The sequence below is a fragment of the Vibrio sp. SALL6 genome (assembly GCF_002002385.1).
GTDB lineage: Bacteria > Pseudomonadota > Gammaproteobacteria > Enterobacterales > Vibrionaceae > Vibrio > Vibrio parahaemolyticus.
In genome coordinates, this window is record NZ_MQVK01000023.1 from 52,527 (window position 1) to 70,992 (window position 18,466).

Below are 18,466 nucleotides of genomic sequence, written 5' to 3' on the forward strand. Positions count from 1 at the left end.
TGATTAAGTATTCAAGAAACAAAAAAACGACCTTATACGGGTCGTTTTTATTTTATCAGCACAAACCTAGGCTCTAATCGAAGATCAAATACGGTCTCTCGTCTATCATCACTTTTCTGACCTGAGTTTTGAACACTTCAGCGAGACCAGTCTCGGAAAGCACCTCATCCGCCCTGCCCGACGCATGCAACACACCATTACTGAGCAATAACACTTTGTCGGCATGTTTAAGGGTGCGATTCAAATCATGATTCGCCACGAGCACGCTAATACCTTGCGCCGCGATAGCATTGATTAACTGATACAACAAACCTTCTTGAGCGATGTCGAGCGGAGCGGCTGGCTCATCTAAAATCAACAACTGCGAGTATGGATTTATCGTTCTCCACACTTGTAAGCATACACCCGCTAAGCGTACGCGTTGCCACTCGCCTCCTGATAGCGTTTGAATGCTGCGGTGCAACTTATCTTGCAGTTGGACGAGCTCGACCACCATATTAACGGCATCACGAACTTTACCATCAGTGATCGCAGTGCCACTTGGCAAGGACAACGCAAGATATTGAAAAACATCGACGTTAAATGCAGGTCTAGATTGCTGACATAAGTAACCGCGAACATGAGCTTGTTCCGACAAAGATAACGTAAGCAAGTTCTTGTCATCCACATGAACTTCACCGCTCGCTCCGTCCCTGCCAGTTAATGTGCCAGAAATCGCTGCGAGTAACGTACTCTTACCAGAGCCGTTTGGTCCGACAACGTGGACGACTTCGCCATCTTTGCATTCAAATGAAAGTGGCAGTAAACGACTTCCAACCGCTATATGCTTAACGCGCATCATGACTCTTCACCAACATCCAAATGAAAATAGGCGCACCGATAGAAGTCGTCATCACACCTAAAGGCAGTTCTGCGGAATCCAGCAATAGTCGCGCACCAATATCTGCAAAAACAAGTAAAGCTGCGCCAGATATCGCCGACAGTGGCAACAAGTAACGGTTTTCTGTGCCAAACGCTAATCGCAGCAAATGCGGAACCACCAAACCAACAAAGCTAATGATGCCACCTAATGCGACGGAGCAACCAACCAACACTGAGATAGCTAAAATCAACTTCCAGCGCATCTGATGGACATCGACACCGAGTTGAGTGGCATGAATCTCTCCCAGCATTAACTTATCGAGTGGTTTACCTTGGCAACATAGCCAAACTAGAACAGGTAACATGACTAATGTTACCGTGTGCTGATACCAACTCGCGCCACCAATGCTCCCCATAAGCCAGTACATTAGCTGGCGTAGACTTAAATCGTCACTGAAGTAAAAAGCCCATGTCACGATGGCACTGGATAAAATACCCAACGCGACACCGACTAACAGTAAACGCGCTGTCGTGAGATGCATCGCCCGAGCAATACCAACCAATATCAGCGTGAACAACATCGAGCCAGCTATCGCCGCCAACATAAAGATCATAGGCGTTGGCAGCACAGGCAATGCAAACATCACCAAAACCATCGCCAAACTTGCGCCCCCAGAAATGCCAAGCACGCCCGGCTCTGCCAGCACATTCCCCAACAAAACTTGTAGTGTGGCACCAGATACGGCCAATGCAGCTCCTATCATTGCTGCTGCGACCAATCTTGGCAGACGCAAATCCAGTAATAGCTTTTGCTCAAATACAGAGAGGGATTGAAAAGGAGAAAGGAAAACCTCTCCGACCATCAAATGAATAGTAGAGAGTAAAACGAGTACGACTGACATAATCACGAGATTACGCTGCCAGCGTCGCTCCTTGTTCAAGATAAGTTGTTGAAAATCCATAGTGGCCGATAAAAACAAACGAGGCTTAACCTTACAGTTAAGCCTCGGTAGATTGCAATTAACTTCTAAGAGTAATGTTGGATTAATCGTAAACCAACTCACCCTCTTCAAAACGCGTTTTCACTTCACAAACCATCAGTGCAGCACGTTGACCAATAGCGACATGACGATTTGGGAAGACAATCGCTTCGTTATCATTTTTAGCCATCAGAGGCTTGTCGCCATCATGACCAAAGACTTCACCATGAACAAACGAAGTAAAATTCTCCACGTTGTCGTCAAACATGAAATCGAAATCATCATGCAAGCGGACGATAGTGCGACTTACGCGATATTTAATACACGGTTTCGATAAGTGCTCTGGCTGAGCTTCTGCAATCAAATTACGCAGAGCCAAGTCAAATGCCGTTAATCTGTCCAGAGCATTTTCACCAATTCTGGCGACGCGGCCAAGCTCCATCGTTAGCGCTTGTGCACCGTAATTCTCTGCACTGTACCAACTGAACGTACTTGATGGTGAATTGGATAACAACACAGCTTCAATATGCGCACTATCGAGAAAATCCACCAACGCTTTGCTGCGAACTGGGTGGCGCGTTTTTGGGCTTACCGCAAACGTATAATGTTTCGAACCACGAATTGCACAATGCAAATCCAGGTGCCAACGCGTTTTTGGGTCTGTATCTTGATAGAAATCTCGCACCAACAGTTTCAGCGTATCAGCAATCGCCAGTTCTTTCGTTGGTTCGTGCTCTTTTTCATCGAATAGACGATTGAGGTTTTCTTCTAGGAATCGTGTATGCGCCAGAGTTGACTCAGGGTGAGCAATAATGAATAGGCAACGTGCATCGACTTTCTGGAATCCAGATTCGATGTCTTTAATGATCGAATCCACCAGCTCCATCGGTGCGGTTTCATCCCCGTGAATACCACAAGAGATGATGATGTTCTTCGTTTCCTGAGTCGGGTTTTCAGGAATGACTTCTAGCACACCACGCTGATAGAGTTTGAGTTGTACGCCGTTTGATAGCACCTGCTCCGCTGGCGCTACATCAATATGAACATCTAACGTGTCAGTTAAAAACGATTGGCGAAAGAGAGACTTCGTCATGCGTTACTCCTTAATAGCACGGCGGGTATGTTAATAAATTGTACAAAGGATTTTTGTTGCTGCGATCTCACTTATGAGTAGAAACCGCTAAATTTATCAAAAATCCGATACCCATTTGCGCCATGCACTCAAATCAAGCATTGAGGCGTTTATTTTTTAAACAATTACAAAGTGTTAGGGCTGTGAACTTTACCACAGCCTTCTGTAAGATCATTATGATTTGATCAAGTTTGAGTGTCTGTTAACCTTTTGAGCCGATTTTTTCGGCGGTGTGCGGATTCTTTATACAACACATGGTCATTTGCTTTGTCACTGCTTCTATGAGCAAACGGCTATGCGAACCAAAGAAACCGCCAGTACCACCAAATAGTTCGAACTGAAGCCCTATCCGAGCAAGATTCATCGACTAGGGTCAACAAAACTCAACCTCTTATTGGCTACGCTGCGCAAGTAGGCGTTCAAACTCATCGACTTTGTCGCGTACAAGCTCCACGCTTTGTTGCCAGAAGTCTGGTTTGGTTAAGTCCATCGATAGATGTTTTTCAACCACCTCTTCTGCCATCATGTTGCCAGTATCACGCAGTAAATTAACGTAATCAATGTAGAAGTTTTCACCTTTAGCTTCACGTTGCGCATAAATGCCTTTACTGAACAAGAAGCCGAATAGATACGGATAGTTATAGAAACTCACATCGGCGATCGAGAAGTGCAGCTTGCTCGCCCAAAAATAGGGGTCAGCTTCACTCATCACGTCTCCGTACCAATCTTTCCACGTTTCTGACATCAGATTACAGAAATCCTGAGCGGTTAATTCTCCCTCCTGACGACGTTCGTAGAATGCTTTTTCAAACTCGTATCGAACAGGAATATTGATCATTAACGCCAGCGCAGAAGACAACTCTTCCCAAAGCATTTCGAGTTTGTCGTCCACACTTTCTGCTTTCGAGATCAAATGATCGCGTACGATATTCTCTGCAAAAATAGAAGCGGTTTCTGCCAGTGTCATTGGGTAGTAAGTTTGGCAAAGCGGCAGATCTCGAATAACCCAGTTATGGAAGGCATGACCAAGTTCGTGAGCCAATGTCATCAAATCAGAACGGCTACCACTCCACGTCATGAATACCAACGGTGTGCGCGTGGCTGGTAGCTTAGTGCAGTACGCCCCCAAACGTTTATTGGCATTTGGCGCCGCATCTATCCAACCGTTTTGAACCATTAAACGCACAAACTCAGACATCTCTGGGTTGACGGTTTCAAACGCTTCGCAAATCACATCGATTGCTTCATTGAAATCGTAGACTTTAGCATCACCGCTTAATGCAGGCATTGCAGCAAGGTGGTTCCACGGTTTCATCTCATCCAAACCGTGCACTTGCGCCATCAATTTACCGGCTTTTTGACCAATATCACGACTGTCCTTCGCCACTTTCATCATGGCAGCCAAGGTTTCAGATTGAATGCGGCTACCGTACAAACTTGGATCTAAAAAGTGTACCTCTCGCTTAGTCGAGCGCTTTTTGTTTTCAGTTAAACGCCAGCCTGCAAGTGCATTTAAAATCGCGGCGAAAGACTCTTGGTGCGTTTCCATTGCTTTTTGGACGCCACGCCATGCCGCTTCTTGGCGGTCAAACTCTGAACCGTAAAGGATACTTGCAGCTTGGGAGAAACCGAGCTCTTCAGTAGTGCCATCAGCATGGTCTAACGTAACCTTTAACGAACCCGTCAAGTTGTCGTACAAATTGCCCCACGCGGATTTTCCGTCCACACTCATCGCAGCTAAAAGCTTTTCTTCTTCCATACTCAAGCGTGTATCTGCCAGTTTTCTCGACTCCATAATAGAGAAAGCTTGACCGCTGATGTCTGGATTTTCGTGATCGAGAACGCGAGCAATGAACTCATCATCTGCATGCGTTAAGGTAAGTTCAAAAGCACTAAACGCTTGAGACAATTCAGAGAAAATACGCATCATACGACCAGAAAGCGCTTTCGCTTCGGCGTTAGTAGCGTTCACTGAGGAGTAGCAATTGGCGAAGTTGTAGACCGTGCCCGCCAAGCGACTTGCTGCTTCGTTGGTCAGAATGGCATTTTGCATCACTTCCACATTTTCACAATCTTGCGATTGCTTATTCAGCAGGTCAATACATTGCTCAACAAGTGCGATATCGTCTTGAATTCGAGGGTCGGCAAGGTCGTTGTAAACGATGGATAAGTCCCAACTAGGAGTGGTCATTTTTTAGAGTTCCTTTTGATGTAATCGAATCGGTCTTTCCTCTTCCTCCTAACAAAATAGGATTTAGAAAGCCGATTTCTTCCATGACTAGGGCTGCTTTTCTTCCTTGATTTGTTTCACGTTGAAGGCCAACAGCGCCTGATTTTAATCTTCTACAAGAGGCACGCCTATTGAACGAACTGAGGCGTAAATTTGGTCATCAATAGTAATTGTTATATGAGTGACTGAGGCATTTCCTATCGCCAATGTCGAATACCATTGAGGATTGCGCCAATCCACGCCCAAAACATGAGCGAGAACTATTCGAATTACGCCACCATGCGTGACAATTAACAAGTTGTCATTGATATCGTTAATGATTTGAGACCAAGCGCGACTAACGCGCTGAGAAAATGTGCTTAAGCTCTCGGCATTAGGCAACGAATGGTGAGCGGGTGATTGCCAAAAGGCATCGAGTTTTTTCCAATGTTCAGTAAGCAAATCAAATGGCATGCCGTCGAAGTCACCAAAGTCCATTTCTTGCAGATCGTCTTCGGTGGTCATAGGCAACAATTGTTGCTCAGCTAATACTTGCGCCAAATCGTGACAACGAGAAAGCGGCGACGATATTATCCCCGCTACGTCGTATCCTTTGGTTTTCCAAGCCATGGCGATTCGCTGCTGCTCGGCCTCTTTCACTTTGAGATCAGTCTGACCATGTAAGCCAGGCGCGGCGTCTACTTTTCCATGACGCATAAGATAGATATTGAGCGTTTTCATTACCTTCGTATCCTATTCTTTAAGAACCAATGGCAACCCTGCCGCAACAAACGTAACTCGAGAGCATACTTGAGCAAGCTGTTGATTCATGCGCCCTGCATTATCAACAAAATAGCGGCTCACAGCACCCAGCGGCACGATGCCCATTCCCACCTCGTTAGAGACAAAAATCAGTGTCGCGCGAGAATTTTCAACCGCTTGAGTGAGCTTTTCTATCTCTTGTTCTAATGACTCGTTACTGCAGGCTTCACCTAGCTCAAAAATCCAGTTGTTCAGCCACAGCGTTAAGCAATCAACCAATACAACGTCATTAGCATCAAAATGAGCAAGTAAATCAGGAAGTCGAAGGTGGCATTCGTGTTCATGCCACCCTTCCCCACGTTGAGCTTGATGATGCTTAATCCGCTCTCGCATCTCATCATCAAATGGCAACGCAGTAGCGACATAATGTAATGACTTATTCTGCTTTTCGGACAACTGTCTTGCGGTTTGTTCAGCAAGTTTCGATTTTCCTGAACGAGCACCACCGAGAATTAACTGCTTCATATATTTTGATAAAACGCGATTAGAGTAAGGTAAACCAAGAGTTCAGAAAGCTGCTGCGCTGCACCTAAGCAATCGCCAGTAAAACCGCCAATGCGCTTAGTCAGCCAACGTTTGAATGCAAATCGAAATGCAAACAAAACGATGACGATAAATGATGTCTGCATTACTCCGAGAAAGAGCGAAGCCACGCCCGCAGTAAACAGCAAAATGGCAACTTCAGACGAGGACTGCTTGTTCGCAAGCGGCTTGCTTTTTGAGGTGTCACTGTCACTCACATAAGGCATGTCGTAAATTAGCGTTGCAGCGAGGGCACGACTCGTGGTGTAGGCCACAACAATAACGAGCCAAAAATCAGGCAAATGCACCAACTCGCTCCAAAGGACAAACTTCGCCAACAATGCCATCACTAATGTTGCGGCGCCATAAGTCCCGATGCGGCTGTCCTTCATGATAGAAAGACGACGCTCAACCGTCATACCGCCGCCAATGCCATCCGCCATATCAGTCAAACCATCTTCGTGAAAAGCACCGGTGAGCAACAGGCTGAACGCCATCGTTAATACAAGAGCAACGGAATCAGGGAAAATAAGTTGAGTGAAGTAGAACACAAGCGCGCAAAGCACACCAAGAATCACACCAACCAAGGCAAAATATCGCCCGGCTTGGTTCATACGCTCTTCGCTGTAAGGTAAGTCACTCGGTACAGGCAAGCGGCTAAAAAAGCTCACAGCCAAGAGGAATAGCTCCATTTGATAACGTAGCGTTGCTTGTCTTGAACTTTTTGACTCAGACACTAAACCGTTACTCCCGCACTCTCAAAACTGGCCATTTTATTATAGAACTGTGCAGCGGCCTTCAATAGCGGCAATGCCAACGCAGCACCTGTTCCTTCACCGAGGCGGAGCCCTAAATCCAGCAAAGGTTCGGCTTTTAATGACTCCAACACAAACTTGTGTCCGTTTTCTTCTGAACGATGTGCAAACAGCATGTAGTCACGTGTTTCTTCGTCTAGTAACGTGGCAACATACGCCGCGACAGAGACAATAAAACCATCGACAAGCACTGGCGTTTTCAAACGCTTCGCCTCAAGGAACGCCCCGACCATCTGTACGATTTCAAATCCACCAATTTGCGATAATACGGCTTTGGCGTCTAGACCTCGACAACGACTTACCCCTTGAGCAACCAACTTTAACTTTCGGCTCAACTGCTCTGAGTTGATGCCCGTACCAAGACCAACACAGTGGTTTACCTCAAGCGGGCTGAGTGCAGCCAATAATGCGGAAGCCGAGCTGGTATTTCCAATGCCCATCTCGCCAAACATCAGTAAGTTAGATCCTGAATAGATGGTGCTTTGCGCCACTCTTGCACCATATTCCAAACCAAGCGCTACTTGTTCAGAAGACATCGCCGCTTGCTTTGAAAAATTGGCAGTGCCATTTCCTAAACGCTGCTCAATTAAATTCGGATGAGATTTAAACTCAGGAACCATGACTTCGATTGGCGCAAGCATACCGCAGTCAATCACTTTGAATTCGATTTGGTTTACATCGCAAAAGCAGTTAATTGCCGCACCTCCAGCAAGGAAGTTCGCAACCATTTGCTGGGTAACTTCACTCGGTGCGATGCTAATGCCTTCTTTCGCAACACCATGGTCGCCAGAAAACACCAACATCGTTGGCTTGCGAATAACAATCTCTTCTACGGCTTGTGCTTGATCTTGGCTTTGAATCAACGCTAACTGCAATGCGACTTTTTCTAGCAACCCTAAAGCACCTAAGGGTTTGGTTTTGTTATCAATGCGCGTTTGAATATCTACGGAAAAAGAGCAATCCATGTTTGGTATTCCTTCAAGTAATTGGTGTTCGTTCGATAGAAACGTTGTCTACAGTTGCGTATGCATTACGACGAGACAAGATAAAAGGCTGACGACGAATGAGAGAATAAGTGTACGCCTCTTTCATTCTATTTCATCTGATTTTCTCTTTTTGCTGATGTTTTTAGCATTCTGACTGTCATATTGACAATAATATGATTCTAGGTGGCTGTTTTTACATAAATAGAAAATTGATACGAATACATATCACCTGGGTATCCAGCACAAAAAACCAAGCCCATACAACCAAGCAAATCATTGAAATCTATAACCAAAAAACAAACCAAAGTGACTAAAACCAAGCATTTATAACATGTCTAACACCTAATAAACTCAACGATTGGCACAACAAATGCTTGAATTAACTTGTCCCAATAAAATGGAGAGAGAATTATGTTTGCCAATCAAAGTCGTCGCCCTGCTAAGAGAAGCAAGCCCAAACCGCAGCGCAAAACCCGGCGCTCAATTCCCTTATCACTCTCCTGAGCCTAAGACCCGTAAATAACGGGTCTTTTTTTAACATGCGATATCGAGCTCGCCACTGCACAAATTTGATGGCGAGTTGCGGCTTATTCTTGCTCTTTCAGCGTGTTGGCATAAGCTACTAATGCCTAAGCACCTGTTCTCTAAAGAGGAAGCATACAATGACAAACGATGTTAACACTTGCGTAATCATCGCTGGCGCAACTGGGTTAGTCGGCAGCAAAGTGGTCGAAAACCTCATTGCTCAGTCAGGTATTTCTCATTTGTACTCCCTCTCCAGACGCCCACTTAAAGACATTTATGACCCAACAAACAAGATCATTCCAATCATTGATGCAGAGCTCACTATTCATCAATGGAATGAAAATCAAACAACGCCCGATATAGGTTTCATTTGTTTGGGCACGACTCTCAAGCAAGCTGGCAGTAAAGAAAACCTACGTAAAGTCGATGTCGAACTGGTCACTTCGGTCGCACAGCAAATGAAAATGGTCGGCGTAAAACGCCTTGCGGTGGTGTCTAGTTTAGGTGCCAACCGTTCCTCTCCTTCTCACTACCTTGCTTGCAAAGGACAAATGGAGCAGAACATTGAAAAAATGGGATTTGATGAAGTGGTGTTTGTGCGTCCAGGCCCTTTAGTTGGTGAACGCGATCACCCGCGAAGTGATGAAAAGCTTGTTCAAGCTTTATTCAAAGTCATTCGCCCACTTATGATAGGGAAATTGTCTAACTTTCTGCCGATTAAAGCCGAAGAAGTGGCCAAAGCGATGATTTATCAAGTTTACAGTTATCAGGAAAATTCGGTTGTTTATCTACAAAGAAAAGAAATGCTCGACCTACTGCATCATTATGACTAGTCATTTTGCTTAAAAATCACGCTAAACAGTAAGTTCACGAGATTTATCTCTCATTTTTATATTCATTTTAGATCTATCTAATACCTGTTTGTCATTTTTAAAGTTATATCCTGAGCGTTATCTTACGGCATCAGTATATAACCCCGTATAAAAAACAGTCGGCGTTTCACGCCAGATTGATAAGGTCAGATTATGGATTTTGCAGTGATAGCCTCTCTTGCCGTGTTTATAGGCATATTATTCTTTCTTTTTACCCAGCAACAAAAACAGAACACCCTTTCTCGTCTCGTTTTAATTGGTCTTGTTACTGGCTCTCTTTTTGGCTTGGCTCTTCAGCTTATTCACGGTGAAGGCAGCGACGTCATTTCGAAAACACTAGAATGGGTTGGTATTGTTGGTAGCGGCTATGTCGGCTTGCTAAAAATGGTGATCATGCCACTTGTGTTGGTTTCGATGATTTCTGCGGTAGTAAAACTGGAGAAAGGTGGCTCACTTGGCAAAATCTCTGGTCTGACGATTTCTGTGTTGCTAGTCACCACAGCAATTTCGGCTTTGATCGGTATTCTTGTTACTTCTGCGTTTGGTCTGTCAGCGGAAGGGCTAACTGAAGGCGCTCGTGAAACGGCTCGAATTGCGGTTCTTGAAAGCCGAGCGGGTACAGTAAGCGATCTAACAATTCCACAAATGCTAGTAAGCTTTATTCCGACAAACCCATTTGCAGACTTAACGGGAGCACGCTCAACCTCAATCATTGCTGTTGTCATTTTTGGTGTACTAACTGGTATTGCAGCTCGCAAAGTAATGATGGAAAAAGAGGAATTGGAATCACCAATTCGCACGTTTGTTGAAGCGGCTCAATCTATCGTTATGCGCTTAGTAAAAATGATCATGGCGCTTACACCTTACGGTATTGCTGCATTGATGGCGAAAGTGGTTGCAACCTCAAATGCATCCGACATCCTAAACCTACTTGGTTTTATCGTCGCGTCATACGTCGCTATTGGTTTGATGTTTGTTGTGCACGGCATTTTGGTTTCATTCGTTGGCGTTAGCCCTGTTGAATACTTCAAGAAAATTTGGCCTGTATTGACGTTTGCGTTCACTTCTCGCAGTTCGGCGGCAACCATCCCATTGAATATTGAAGCGCAAGTGACCAAGCTCAATGTGCCACCAGCGATCGCGAACCTATCTGCTTCTTTCGGTGCAACAATTGGTCAGAATGGCTGTGCGGGTATCTACCCTGCGATGCTAGCGGTGATGGTAGCCCCAACAATGGGTATTAACCCACTAGACGTAAACTTCATTCTTTCTCTGATTGCGATCATTACTATCAGCTCGTTTGGTATTGCGGGCGTTGGTGGCGGTGCAACATTTGCGGCATTGATTGTTCTTCCAGCAATGGGCTTGCCTGTAACGATCGCTGCACTTTTGATCTCAATTGAACCTCTGATTGATATGGCTCGTACTGCGCTGAACGTTTCTGGCTCAATGACGGCAGGCACCATTGCAAGCCGAGTGTTGAAGTCCTCAGAAGCTGAAACGGCTCTTGAAGAAACGAAAGCCTAATCCTTATTTGCTGCCTAAGCAGACAAATGCAAAACTTCAAGCCGATGGTTCGCCATCGGCTTTTTCATTTTCACAACTTCACCTTGCATCTTTCGTTGCTAGTCAAGGCGTTGAATGGTCTAATACTCTTATCGGTTCCGTAAACGGTAAGCAGAATGCACCAAGATAATCAGCCCACTTTTTTCTTCTTTGACTACGAGACTTGGGGTACAAATCCCGCGAAAGATCGTCCAAGCCAATTTGCTGGTGTTCGCACAGATGAAAACTTCAATATCATCGGCGAACCTCTGGTGATGTACTGCCAGCTTCCTGCTGATTATCTACCTTCTCCGGAAGCTGCATTAATTACGGGTATTACGCCGCAAAAGGCGATGCAAGAAGGTCTATCCGAGCCTGAGTTCATTGCTAAGATTCACGCCGAGTTATCGAAACCCAAAACCACCAGCCTAGGCTACAACAGCATTCGTTTTGATGACGAAGTGACGCGTTACACCTGTTATCGCAACTTTATCGACCCATACGCGTGGAGCTGGCAAAACGGCAACTCGCGTTGGGATTTGCTCGATGTATTGCGTGCATGCCATGCGTTGCGTCCTGAAGGCGTAGAATGGCCAGAGAATGAAGACGGCTTCACCAGTTTCAAGTTAGAACATTTATCGGTTAAAAATGGCATTGAGCACAGTAATGCGCACGACGCGATGGCTGACGTTATCGCAACGATTGAGATGGCTAAGAAAGTCAAAGCCGCGCAGCCAAAACTGTTCGATTACTTCTTCTCTATGCGCCACAAACGTAAGCTGAATGAACTGGTTGATATTGTAAACATGACACCGCTGATGCATGTCTCAGGCATGTTAGGTCGCGAATGCCAATACACCAGCTGGATTGTGCCTGTCGCGTGGCATCCAACGAATAACAACGCGGTTATTACGATTGATTTAGCCAAAGATCCGCAGCCAATTCTTGAACTTTCAACCGAAGAGTTGCACGAACGTCTCTACACCAAGCGTGAAGACCTCGGCGACCTACTACCCGTACCGGTGAAACTGGTTCACCTCAATAAGTGCCCTATTTTAGCACCAGCGAAAACGTTGACGGCGGAAAACGCAGAAAACATCTGCATTGATCGTCAGAAGTGTCTCGATAATTTGGCACTACTTCGCCAGCACCCTGAGATTAGAGAAAAACTAATCGGCTTGTTCTCTATCGAGCGTCAATTTGAAAAAAGCGATGATGTGGACACTCAACTTTACGATGGCTTCTTCTCTCCAGCCGACCGTGCAGCGATGGATATTATCCGCGAAACCGATCCAAACAATCTTGCTGCCTTAGATATCGAGTTTGACGATAAACGCATCAAACCGCTGCTATTCAGATACCGTGCTCGTAACTTCCCAAGCACTCTCGATGAGCAAGAGCAACGACGCTGGGCACTTCATTGCCGAGAGGTATTTGAAAGCCAAATCGAAGAGTATATGCTGAATTTAGAAAACTTAGTTCACGAACATGAAAGTGACGAAAAGAAGATTGCAATATTAAAATCCGTTTACCGTTATGTAGAGAGCCTAGCCTCCTAATTTCTACTTATCCAAGCGCACCTTATGGTGTGCTTGTCGTTTATATGCTGTCAAAATGATAAAAGATCGATTCTTACAACTGATCCAACTGCTCATCTCCCTCTTACTCATCATGGGAGCACTTGGAATCGGAATTACTATTCAAAAATTCACTGGCGTTTCTGTTCCCGGAAGTGTCATCGGTATGCTTGTACTGTTTTTCTCCATGACACTTGGCCTTGTCAAAGTGGATTGGGTAAAACCGGGCGCAACGCTATTCATTCGCTACATGATCTTACTATTTGTCCCAATCAGTGTGGGACTCATGCAGCACTTCGATATGCTACTTGAGAATGCATTGCCAATCATAGCTAGTGCAGTCGGTGGTTCACTCATTGTCTTGGTCAGCCTTGCTTGGCTACTGGACTACTTGCTAAAGGAGAAACATTAATATGTGGTTAATTGTCACTATTGTCGTTTTCCTGATTGCTCGCCAAATCGCAATTAAGATCAACAGCCCACTTGCAAACCCTTTGTTGATCAGTATTGCAGTACTGATTCCTTTATTAACGTACCTCAATGTACCGTTTGAGACATACTACGCCGACAACGAAGGCATCAGCTTTTTACTACAACCAGCGGTTGTAGCGTTGGCTTACCCTTTGTACGAGCAACTCCCTCAAATCAAAGCCAACTGGCGAATCATAACGTTTGCTTGTACGCTCGGTAGTATTATGTCAATGGCAACCACAACCCTCATCGCCGTTGCATTTAAAGCTGACATCAGTTTAATCGCGAGCCTAGTAGGTAAGTCAGTGACCACTCCGATTGCAATGGAAATCTCAAGCCACCTTGGTGGCGAAGCGGCAGTCGCTGCAATCTTAGTACTGATCGTAGGTCTTCTTGGCGCTATTTTGGCGTACCCAATCTACAACCTAATCGGCATTAAGCATCCAATTGCTCGTGGTTTGACGATGGGCACAGTATCGCACGCGCTTGGTACTGCGACTTGCGCAGAGAAACAACCTGGCGACGCTGCATTTTCATCGTTAGCGTTGGTGCTATGCGGCATCATCACCTCCATTCTAGCTCCGAGCTTTTTTGGTTTAGCAGTCTGGCTATATCAATAAGTCATTGTGACGGTCTGTCCTCCTTCCGACAGGCCGTCACTTCCCTTTTCTCATCGTAGTGCGCCGTTGAAAACGCTTTTCGCTACAAAGCACACTTCCCATCTAACGTGTCCTAACAAGATTCATAACTAAACACTATCTTTCGCTGCTAGCATATTTTCATTACTTGGGTATATGAATATCCATTGATATAGTTATTTATGAGACGAAGTTAACGCTCAACACGATTGCAATCGAATACATGTGTGAGCTCACTCTAATTATGTAACAGAAATATCAATTGCATTATTTAACGTGATCCAAAGCACGGAACATTTCTCTCCTTTGCATAGAATAACTGTCCATGCAATAACAAGGATTCAACATGAAAAGTCGCATTGAACAGGCGCTAGCAAGCGCTCCTGAAGCACTTTCAAAACAACTTGCTCCTATCGTCCTAGCCGACGATTTTGATGCTACTCTTTCAGCGCAGCAGTTTGAGCAATTGCTTTCAGCTACCAGCCTATCAGATAAAGAGCTGCGTGTTGCTCTACTTCCTTTTGCCGCTGCATATTCTTACGCTCCTATTTCTGAGTTCTATGTTGGTGCAATTGTTCGCGGCTTGTCTGGCCGTCTGTACTTTGGTGCAAACATGGAGTTCTTTGGTGTTCAGTTAGGCCAAACTGTTCACGCAGAACAATCTGCAATTAGCCACGCTTGGATGAAAGGCGAACACGGTGTCAAAGACATCACCATCAACTTTAGCCCTTGTGGTCACTGCCGCCAGTTCATGAACGAACTGTCGACTGCTAAAGAGTTGAAAGTTCAACTACCTGAGCGCGACGAAAAGTCATTACATGAATACTTACCAGAAGCTTTTGGTCCAGCAGACCTTGGTATTGAATCTGGTTTGATGGCCGAAGTAAAACACCAATTTGTGTGTGATGATGAAGACGCATTGATTCAACAAGCAGTCGAAGCGATGAACATGAGCCATGCGCCGTATACCAATAACCTCAGTGGTTTGGCATTAGAGCTCGCGAACGGTCGTGTGTTTAAAGGTGCTTATGCAGAAAACGCCGCATTTAACCCAAGCCTTCCACCGCTGCAAGTAGCACTGATTCAAGTGTTGTTGGCAGGCGAAACCTTCGACAGCATTAAGGCTGCCGCTCTAGTTGAAAACTCTGAGGGTAAAATCAGTCACCTAGCAGACACACAGTCTACGTTAGAAGCGCTAAACCCAGACATTCCCGTCAGTTTTGTTAACGTATAAAATTCACTAATATGTCATTAAAAGCTCTACAACATGTAGAGCTTTTTTATTGACAAAAAACCACAAGCAAACGTTTGCTTCGCAATGAAAAATCAGTATGATCCCCTGCAATTTCTGTCTCATCACTTTATTTTGTAAGGGAACACTATGTTCGGTACTGCAACCAGCGCAAATGCTACCCGTGTATTACTATTAGGCTCTGGTGAGCTTGGTAAAGAAGTGGCAATTGAATGCCAACGACTAGGTCTAGAAGTGATTGCTTGTGACCGTTATGCAGACGCACCTGCGATGCAAGTCGCTCATCGTAGCTACGTGCTCGATATGTTGGATGGTAAGGCTCTAGAAGAGATCATAAACAAAGAGCAGCCAGCTTACGTTGTTCCAGAAATAGAAGCTATCGCGACCGACAAACTTGTCGAGCTTGAAGAGAAAGGCCTGAATGTTGTGCCAACTGCGAAAGCGACCAAGCTCACAATGAACCGTGAAGGGATTCGTCGCTTAGCCGCAGAAGAACTAGACCTATCCACCTCCCCTTACCGATTTGCAGACAACTACGATGACTTTAAAGCCGCAGTAGAGCACGTAGGTATCCCATGTGTGGTCAAACCTGTCATGAGTTCATCTGGCAAGGGACAGAGTGTCATCAAAACGGAAGACGATATTGAAAAAGCATGGGACTACGCACAAGAAGGCGGCCGAACTGGCGCAGGTCGAGTCATCGTTGAAGGCTTTATCGATTTTGATTACGAGATTACTTTGTTGACCGTTAGAGCAGTGGACGGTGTTCACTTCTGTGCGCCAATTGGCCACCGTCAAGAAGATGGTGATTACCGTGAATCATGGCAGCCACAAGCAATGTCGGAAAATGCAATCAAAGCAGCAGAGTACACGGCAGAGAAAGTCGTAAACGCTTTAGGTGGGTACGGTATTTTCGGCGTAGAGCTCTTTGTTAAAGGTGACAAGGTTATTTTCAATGAAGTGTCTCCTCGTCCGCATGACACTGGCATGGTTACGATGATCTCTCAAGAGATGTCCGAGTTTGCTCTTCATGTTCGCGCATTTACTGGAATGCCGATTAACAAAATCGTTCAGTATGGCCCTTCTGCATCAGCGGTGATCCTAGGTCAAGGCACATCAACGGACATTCGTTTCGACAACCTTGCGAAGGCTTTAGCGCAACCTCAAACTCAAGTGCGCTTATTTGGCAAACCAGAAATCGATGGTCGTCGTCGTTTGGGTGTCGTGTTAACTCGCCGTAAAACTATTGAAGAGTCTGTTCAAGACGCGGTCGAAAACGCAAAGAAAGTAAAAATCGTTTACTAATCTTTGAGTTCTCAACAATCAAAAAAAGCGCAGCTTTATATCGCTGCGCTTTTCTTTTATTTGCGAGTTCTATTCATAAACTCACTAGTACGGAAATCGTCTTACTGAGCTTCAATTAAGTACACTTCTTCAGAGAAGCGGCTTAAACCCTTCTTCGCGATCTTTGGATGATGTTCATCAGCTTGATCGACGTTTAAGCATGTTACCTTGTAGCCTGCAAACAACTGTTGAATTTCTTCCAATGGCACACTAAATGGAGGACCAGCCATTTCCTCTTGCGGATAGTTCAATGTCACAAGCAAAATACGACCGCCCGGATTCAAAAGCTGCTTCAAGCGCACTACGTACTCTTCTCGCATATCTTGCGGCAAAGCCACCAACGCAGCGCGATCATAAACAATATCGGCTTGAGAAACCGGAGCCGTAAAGAAATCACCAGTATAAATCGACAGTTCATCAAACTGATACAACTCGTGCATACCACTAATTGGGGTCACAGTTGGTGTATAAAAGTGTTCAGCAAAGAAAGAACGCACCGCTATTTGGCTCAGCTCAACCCCTTCCACAGAATCATGTTTCGTTGCTAACCAAACGAGATCTTCAGACTTACCACACAAAGGAACCAAGACTTTATCTTCACGTTTCGGATTCGCATGGTGCCAGTACGCTGGCAATAGAGGGTTCACATCTTCCAAATGAAAACCGATTTGATTACTGGCCCACTTACTGTGCCAAAATTCTTGATCTCTCATTCTTACTTTCTACTTGTTGGCTGATTTTCGTTTTGTGGGGTAAGACTAATGATTTTTTTAAATTTGTCTATGCCGTTCATCTTTGGTTAATACTGCGATGATAGGATGTCATCGTTCCTTGGAGAACAAACTCTTTATTCTCTAAGCAGAATAAAGAAAAGAGAAATGGTGATCTAACGCACGATTCCTCCAAGAGGTTAATTTTTAGCCTTGGGATCTTTCGGAAAGTCCCCATAAATAAGTTAGTACCTAATTTGCCCAGTCTTAGCGACTTTTACGTTCCCATTTTCTAAGTGCAAGCAAGTTAAGGAGAGTGAATGAGCTTATTTCTACGTACTACAGCATTGATGCTTTTGGTACTAAGCCGTGCGCCGGCATTCGCCGCACTTCCTAATGCCCCAAGTAATGAACAAAATCGTTCCCCTAGTCAAAACGAGGTTTGTTCTAAACTATTTAAACACAGCCTTAGCGGCTTGTATGGAATCCAATCCATCGACTCTCGTCCAACCCAGCCTTATTCAGATTTCGATATTCTTTACAGCAAAGCGCATCAAGCCCAATTCGAGCTTGAAACCATTTGTAAAAGTACCGCCCTACTCAACGATGCTCAGCCATATTTCGCTGGCGTAAAATCTAAACATCGCGCCGAAGAAAAAATCTCACATGAACTGGATGGCCAAGTAGAACGCATTACCGACTTAGCTCGTGCGACTATTGTGGCGGAAGATGTGGCAAGTTTGGTCTCTATTTACGAAACGCTAGAGCGCGAAACAACTATCGTTAAAGTCAAAAACCGCTTTAAGAAACCTGGCCCTTCTGGCTACCGTGATCTGAACTTGTTAGTCCGTTTGCCAAAAACGAATTTGATTGCAGAAGTACAGCTGCACTTAAAAGCGATTGCGGATGTAAAAAATGGTCCTGAACACGACCTGTATGAGCAAATTCAAAAGCTTGAACGTCAAGCATCAATGGAAAAGCGAAATCTAAGCGAGATTGAAATGGCTTCCATTAAGAATATGCGTAGCCAAGCGAAAAACTTATACCAACAAGCTTGGCAGCCTTACTTAACGACGCATTTAGAAGCGGCATAAACAAAAACGCAGCCTGAGAAACAACAAAACCACCGCAATGCGGTGGTTTTCGTTTGTATGAAAACATCAAATTTCATACATAACAAAAGACCACGACTAAGCGTGATCTAT

17 protein-coding genes are annotated in these 18,466 nt (G+C 45.0%); 8 read left to right on the top strand and 9 right to left on the bottom strand.

Features of this window, described 5'->3' with window-relative positions:
• Positions 1-73: 73 nt before the first annotated feature.
• The 8 genes from btuD to cobT form a co-directional block, all read right to left on the bottom strand.
• On the bottom strand, positions 74-841 hold the full coding sequence (btuD, locus tag BIW15_RS14960; RefSeq protein WP_023584289.1) for a vitamin B12 ABC transporter ATP-binding protein BtuD: 768 nt from the start codon (positions 839-841) through the stop codon (positions 74-76).
• Complete coding sequence (btuC, locus tag BIW15_RS14965; RefSeq protein WP_025524388.1) at positions 828-1,823, bottom strand: vitamin B12 ABC transporter permease BtuC; 996 nt, start codon at positions 1,821-1,823, stop codon at positions 828-830. Before btuC ends, btuD begins: the two co-directional genes overlap by 14 nt.
• A gap of 82 nt (positions 1,824-1,905) precedes the next feature.
• The gene (locus BIW15_RS14970; RefSeq protein WP_005486687.1) at positions 1,906-2,934 is read right to left on the bottom strand and encodes a succinylglutamate desuccinylase; all 1,029 of its coding nucleotides are present in this window, start codon (positions 2,932-2,934) and stop codon (positions 1,906-1,908) included.
• A 430-nt stretch (positions 2,935-3,364) separates the two neighbouring features.
• Entirely contained in the window at positions 3,365-5,164 is a 1,800-nt protein-coding gene (locus BIW15_RS14980) for a M3 family oligoendopeptidase (RefSeq protein WP_015296608.1), read from the bottom strand.
• A 144-nt stretch (positions 5,165-5,308) separates the two neighbouring features.
• Complete coding sequence (cobC, locus tag BIW15_RS14985; protein ID WP_077281233.1) at positions 5,309-5,923, bottom strand: alpha-ribazole phosphatase; 615 nt, start codon at positions 5,921-5,923, stop codon at positions 5,309-5,311.
• Positions 5,924-5,935: 12 nt separating this feature from the next.
• Complete coding sequence (gene cobU, locus BIW15_RS14990) at positions 5,936-6,469, bottom strand: bifunctional adenosylcobinamide kinase/adenosylcobinamide-phosphate guanylyltransferase (RefSeq protein ID WP_005454926.1); 534 nt, start codon at positions 6,467-6,469, stop codon at positions 5,936-5,938.
• Positions 6,466-7,218 (bottom strand): adenosylcobinamide-GDP ribazoletransferase, encoded by a 753-nt coding sequence (locus BIW15_RS14995; protein ID WP_031776489.1) that lies wholly within the window; start codon positions 7,216-7,218, stop codon positions 6,466-6,468. The genes cobU and BIW15_RS14995 overlap by 4 nt, the downstream gene beginning before the upstream one ends.
• 44 nt (positions 7,219-7,262) lie before the next feature.
• Positions 7,263-8,306 carry a nicotinate-nucleotide--dimethylbenzimidazole phosphoribosyltransferase gene (cobT, locus tag BIW15_RS15000; RefSeq protein WP_077281234.1) on the bottom strand — a complete coding sequence of 348 codons (1,044 nt, stop codon included), beginning with the start codon at positions 8,304-8,306 and terminating at the stop codon, positions 7,263-7,265.
• A 683-nt stretch (positions 8,307-8,989) separates the two neighbouring features.
• On the opposite strand from cobT, the gene BIW15_RS15005 reads away from it, so the two are divergent.
• The 7 genes from BIW15_RS15005 (at position 8,990) to purT (ending at position 16,512) form a co-directional block, all read left to right on the top strand.
• Positions 8,990-9,685 carry an NAD(P)H-binding protein gene (locus BIW15_RS15005; RefSeq protein ID WP_017448627.1) on the top strand — a complete coding sequence of 232 codons (696 nt, stop codon included), beginning with the start codon at positions 8,990-8,992 and terminating at the stop codon, positions 9,683-9,685.
• Between the two features lie 192 nt (positions 9,686-9,877).
• The gene (locus tag BIW15_RS15010) at positions 9,878-11,251 is read left to right on the top strand and encodes an L-cystine transporter (protein WP_005486634.1); all 1,374 of its coding nucleotides are present in this window, start codon (positions 9,878-9,880) and stop codon (positions 11,249-11,251) included.
• Positions 11,252-11,406: 155 nt separating this feature from the next.
• The gene (gene sbcB / locus BIW15_RS15015; RefSeq protein ID WP_077281235.1) at positions 11,407-12,828 is read left to right on the top strand and encodes an exodeoxyribonuclease I; all 1,422 of its coding nucleotides are present in this window, start codon (positions 11,407-11,409) and stop codon (positions 12,826-12,828) included.
• Between the two features lie 55 nt (positions 12,829-12,883).
• Complete coding sequence (locus BIW15_RS15020) at positions 12,884-13,258, top strand: CidA/LrgA family protein (RefSeq protein ID WP_077281236.1); 375 nt, start codon at positions 12,884-12,886, stop codon at positions 13,256-13,258.
• Between the two features lies 1 nt (position 13,259).
• Positions 13,260-13,937, top strand: a complete 678-nt coding sequence (locus BIW15_RS15025) for an LrgB family protein (protein ID WP_005454891.1) — start codon at positions 13,260-13,262, stop codon at positions 13,935-13,937.
• 364 nt (positions 13,938-14,301) lie between these two features.
• Positions 14,302-15,189, top strand: coding sequence for a cytidine deaminase (gene cdd, locus BIW15_RS15030; RefSeq protein WP_020840481.1), 888 nt, complete (start codon positions 14,302-14,304; stop codon positions 15,187-15,189).
• Between the two features lie 147 nt (positions 15,190-15,336).
• Entirely contained in the window at positions 15,337-16,512 is a 1,176-nt protein-coding gene (purT, locus tag BIW15_RS15035) for a formate-dependent phosphoribosylglycinamide formyltransferase (RefSeq protein WP_005495504.1), read from the top strand.
• A 101-nt stretch (positions 16,513-16,613) separates the two neighbouring features.
• Here the strand turns inward: purT and BIW15_RS15040 are convergent, their stop codons facing one another.
• Positions 16,614-17,264: a thiopurine S-methyltransferase gene (locus BIW15_RS15040; protein ID WP_077281237.1), complete on the bottom strand. Its 651-nt coding sequence runs from the start codon at positions 17,262-17,264 to the stop codon at positions 16,614-16,616.
• Positions 17,265-17,581: 317 nt separating this feature from the next.
• On the opposite strand from BIW15_RS15040, the gene BIW15_RS15045 reads away from it, so the two are divergent.
• Positions 17,582-18,355 (top strand): phosphoribosylglycinamide formyltransferase, encoded by a 774-nt coding sequence (locus BIW15_RS15045; RefSeq protein ID WP_025546266.1) that lies wholly within the window; start codon positions 17,582-17,584, stop codon positions 18,353-18,355.
• Positions 18,356-18,466 lie beyond the last annotated feature (111 nt).